Source organism: Variovorax sp. 01T439_2 (genome assembly GCF_056398445.1).
In genome coordinates this window covers 1-3,548 of record NZ_JBFTPJ010000631.1, presented here as the reverse complement: position 1 = coordinate 3,548, position 3,548 = coordinate 1, and the positions used below count along the sequence as shown (strand labels likewise).

Here is a 3,548-nt window from a genome sequence, read left to right as displayed (position 1 = left end):
CGCCGAGGTGGCATACGACTGGCCGCCCAGCTCCACCCGCGCCACGTCCTTCAGCCGCACGGTCGAGCCGTCGGTGTTGGCGCGCAGCACGATGTCCTTGAACTGGTCGACGTTGGCCAGCTGGCCGTTCACCACCACCGTGGCCGCAATGGCCTGGCCGGGGATGTTGGGCAGGTCGCCGATGGTGCCCGAGGACACCTGCGCGTTCTGCGCGCGGATCGCGTTGTTCACGTCCGTGGCCGACAGGTTGTAGCCCTGCAGCTTGTTCGGATCGATCCAGATGCGCATCGCGTTCTCGGAGCCGAACAGCTGGGCCTGGCCCACGCCGACCACGCGCTGCAGTTCGGGCACCACGTTGCGCGCGRCATAGTCGCCGAGCGCCACCGGGTCGAAGTTCGGGTTGTCCGAGGACAGCATCACGAACATCAGGAAGTTGTTGCGCGACTTGTCCACGCGCACACCCTGCTGCGTGACCGCGGCCGGCAGGCGCGGCGTGGCGCGGGAGAGCCGGTTCTGCACGTCCACCTGCGCGAGGTCGGGGTTGGTGCCCGCCTCGAAGCTGATGGTGATGGTGCCCGTGCCGTCGGCCTGGGCCACCGATTCCATGTAGATCAGGCCTGGCGAGCCGTTCATCTCGCGCTCGATCACGGACAGCACGCTGTCCTCCAGCGTCTGGGCCGAGGCGCCCGGGTAGGCAACGTTGATCACGATGGCCGGCGGAGCCACCGGCGGGTACTGCGAGATCGGCAGCTGGGTAATGGCGACACTGCCGCCCACCAGGATGAACAGCGCGATCACCCAGGCGAAGATCGGTCGGTCGATAAAGAATTTGGCCATGCGGGCGCGCTCCTGATTACTTCTTCTCGGCCGGTGCGGCCGCGGGGGCGGCACCAGGAGCGGGTGCCGCAGGCGCCGGAGCCGCACTCGGGTCCGGCTTCTTCCATGGCACCGCCTTCACCGGCGTGCCGGGCGGCATCATCTGCAGCTTCTGGAAGCCGTCGACCATCACCTGCTCGCCCGCCTTCAGGCCATCGAGCACCACCCACTGGTTGTCCTTGGCGGCGCTGATCTTCACCGTGCGCTGGCTGATCTTGCCGTCGGCGCTCACCACCGACACCGTGTCGCCCTGCTGCGTGCGCGTGACCGCCTGCTGGGGAATCGTGATCGCGTTGGTGGCCTGCGCCTGCTCCAGCCGCACGCGCACGTACAGGCCGGGCAGCAGCTCGCCCTTCGGGTTGGGCACCTCGGCGCGCAGCGTGACCTGGCCGGTGGTCGAATCCACCGTCAGGTCGGAGAACAGCAGCTTGCCGGGCAGGGCGTAGTCGGTGCCGTCTTCCAGCACCACGTTCACGCTGGCGGCTTCTTCGCCGCTCGCGCGCTTGTACTGGCCGGCGGCCAGTGCGCGGCGCAGCTTCAGCACGTCGGACGCCGACTGCGTGAAGTTCACGTACATCGGGTTAATCTGCTGCACCACGGCCAGTTCGGTCGCGTCGCCCTGGCCCACCAGCGCGCCTTCGGTCACCAGCGCGCGGCCGATGCGGCCGGCAATGGGCGAAGTCACGTCGGCATAGCCCAGGTTGATCTTGGCCGTCTGCACTGCGGCGCGGCCCGCGGCCACGTCGGCCTCGGCCGTCTTTTGCGAAGCCACGGCCGTCGCGTATTCCTGCTTGCTCACCGCGTTGGCCTCGACCAGCGGCTTGTAGCGGTCGGCCAGTGCCTTGGCCTGCACCGCGTTGGCTTCGGCACGGGCCAGCGTGGCCTGCGCGTTTTGCGCGGCGGCCACCAGCGGTGCCGGGTCGATGCGGAACAGCAGCTGGCCGGCCTTCACGTCGCTGCCTTCGCGGAACTCGCGCTTCAGCAGGATGCCCGAGGCGCGGGCGCGAACCTGCGCCACGCGCGAGGCTTCGAGCCGGCCCGGCAGTTCGGTCACCAGGCCCACGTCGGTGGGCGCGGCAACCACCACGCCCACCTCAGGGGCAGGGCGGGCACCGCCGCCGCCGGCACCGCCACCCGGGCCGGCCGGCGCATCGCCCTTGGAACAGGCCGCGAGCGCCAACACCACAGCAGCGGCCACGATCGCGAGGCGCGGCGAGAACGACGATTGACGCGAAACATGCAGGAGAGGCATGCGAATCCTTTGAAGCAAAGACGGGAGATGGCGCGTTCGCGAAGCGAACAGAAAGCCAGCATAAACAGCCGGGCCATCGGGGAAGCCCGCTAGTTTACATACATTCATGGATGTATAGTGACAGTGTCGAATGGCCCTACGCCTGGGAAAGGGCTTGGCTTTACAAATTGGGAGACTTGGTGGCACGTCGTACGAAGGAAGAGGCACTGGCCACGCGGAATCGCTTGCTCGATGCCGCGGAGCTGCTGTTTCAGGCGCAAGGCGTCTCGCAGACCTCGCTGCAGCAGATTGCGCAGCAGGCCGGGGCCACGCGCGGCGCCATCTATTGGCACTTCAAGGACAAGGCCGCCCTCTTCAACGCCATGATGGAACGCGTCATCCTCCCGCTGGAGGCCGGCCCCCGCGCTGCCGCCGCAGCCGCGGGCCCCGACGACGACCCGTTGGCCGAGATAGAAGAGGGCATGGTGCACGCCCTCACCCTCATGACCACCGACCCCCAGGTGCGCCGCGTGTTCGACGTGGCCACCCACAAGGTCGAATACACCCACGACATGGCCTCGGTGCAGCAGCGCCACCTGGACGCCCGCAACGCCTGCGTGGGCGATTTCGAAAAAGCCCTGCGCCTGGCCGCGCGGCGGGACCGCATCAAGCTGCCCGTGCCCGGCCCCGCCGCCGCCCAGGGCCTGCACGCGCTGATCAGCGGGCTCATCCAGAACTGGCTGCTCGACCCCACCGCCTTCGACCTGGTGCCCACCGGCCGCCGCACCTTCCGCGTCTACCTGGCCGGCCTGGGCTTTGTGCGGAACTCCCCGGCGGGCATCGGAAACGAAGCAGGTGAAGAAGAAATCGCCGCCTGATGGGCGATAATGCGAGGCTCCGGTTCTGCCGGAGCCCAGATTCCTCGCTGTATTTCAACGGATAGAATTCGGCCCTCCGAAGGCTGAGATCCAGGTTCGATTCCTGGCGGCGGGACCAGATATGAAGCCGGACACTTTCAAAAGGTGTCCGGCTTTTTTGTTTTCTCGTCTGGGGAATTCTTGTCCACAAGCAAGAGAGCCTGATCGTCCTCCAAGCCAAGCCAAGCCAAGCCAAGCCGCGCCGCGCCGATACGGCTCCTATCTGGGAGAGATCAGTCCGGCACCTGAGGATCTCATCAATCGCAGGCGGCGGTTTCGAACGAAAAGTGGCTGACCGACATCGCCGAGTTGCAGATCCCGTCCGGCAAGGCGTACCTGTCGCCGATCATCGACTGCTTCGAAGGCCCGGTCTTCAGCTGGTCTATCGGAGCGCATCCAGATGCTCGTTGGTTGATACGATCCTGGATGCAGCCATCGAGACGGCAGCCGACCGCGACACCCGGCCATCGTCACTCAGATCGCGGCGCCTACTTTCTCTTGCCGGGTTGGCCGCCGTGTATCGG

3 protein-coding genes, 1 tRNA gene and 1 pseudogene are annotated in these 3,548 nt (G+C 67.0%); 3 read left to right on the top strand and 2 right to left on the bottom strand.

Features of this window, described 5'->3' with window-relative positions:
• A partial coding sequence (locus tag AC1DOC_RS24755; RefSeq protein WP_478130689.1) for an efflux RND transporter permease subunit occupies positions 1-837 on the bottom strand: 837 nt, incomplete at its 3' end.
• Between the two features lie 16 nt (positions 838-853).
• The gene (locus tag AC1DOC_RS24750; protein ID WP_015867591.1) at positions 854-2,128 is read right to left on the bottom strand and encodes an efflux RND transporter periplasmic adaptor subunit; all 1,275 of its coding nucleotides are present in this window, start codon (positions 2,126-2,128) and stop codon (positions 854-856) included.
• Between the two features lie 176 nt (positions 2,129-2,304).
• Between AC1DOC_RS24750 and AC1DOC_RS24745 the strand changes: the two genes are divergently transcribed.
• The 3 genes and pseudogenes from AC1DOC_RS24745 to AC1DOC_RS24735 all read left to right on the top strand — a co-directional run.
• A complete protein-coding gene (locus AC1DOC_RS24745) occupies positions 2,305-2,985 on the top strand; it encodes a TetR family transcriptional regulator (RefSeq protein ID WP_015867590.1) in 681 nt (226 codons plus the stop codon).
• A gap of 43 nt (positions 2,986-3,028) precedes the next feature.
• A tRNA-Arg gene (locus AC1DOC_RS24740) sits at positions 3,029-3,103 on the top strand.
• 230 nt (positions 3,104-3,333) lie between these two features.
• Positions 3,334-3,548, top strand: a pseudogene (locus AC1DOC_RS24735) (IS3 family transposase); the annotation flags it as partial.

Bases quoted from the DNA above. Each gene is read 5' to 3' on its own strand.
- AC1DOC_RS24750 (WP_015867591.1), bottom strand. From the start codon at position 2,128: ATGCCTCTCCTGCATGTTTCGCGTCAATCGTCGTTCTCGCCGCGCCTC.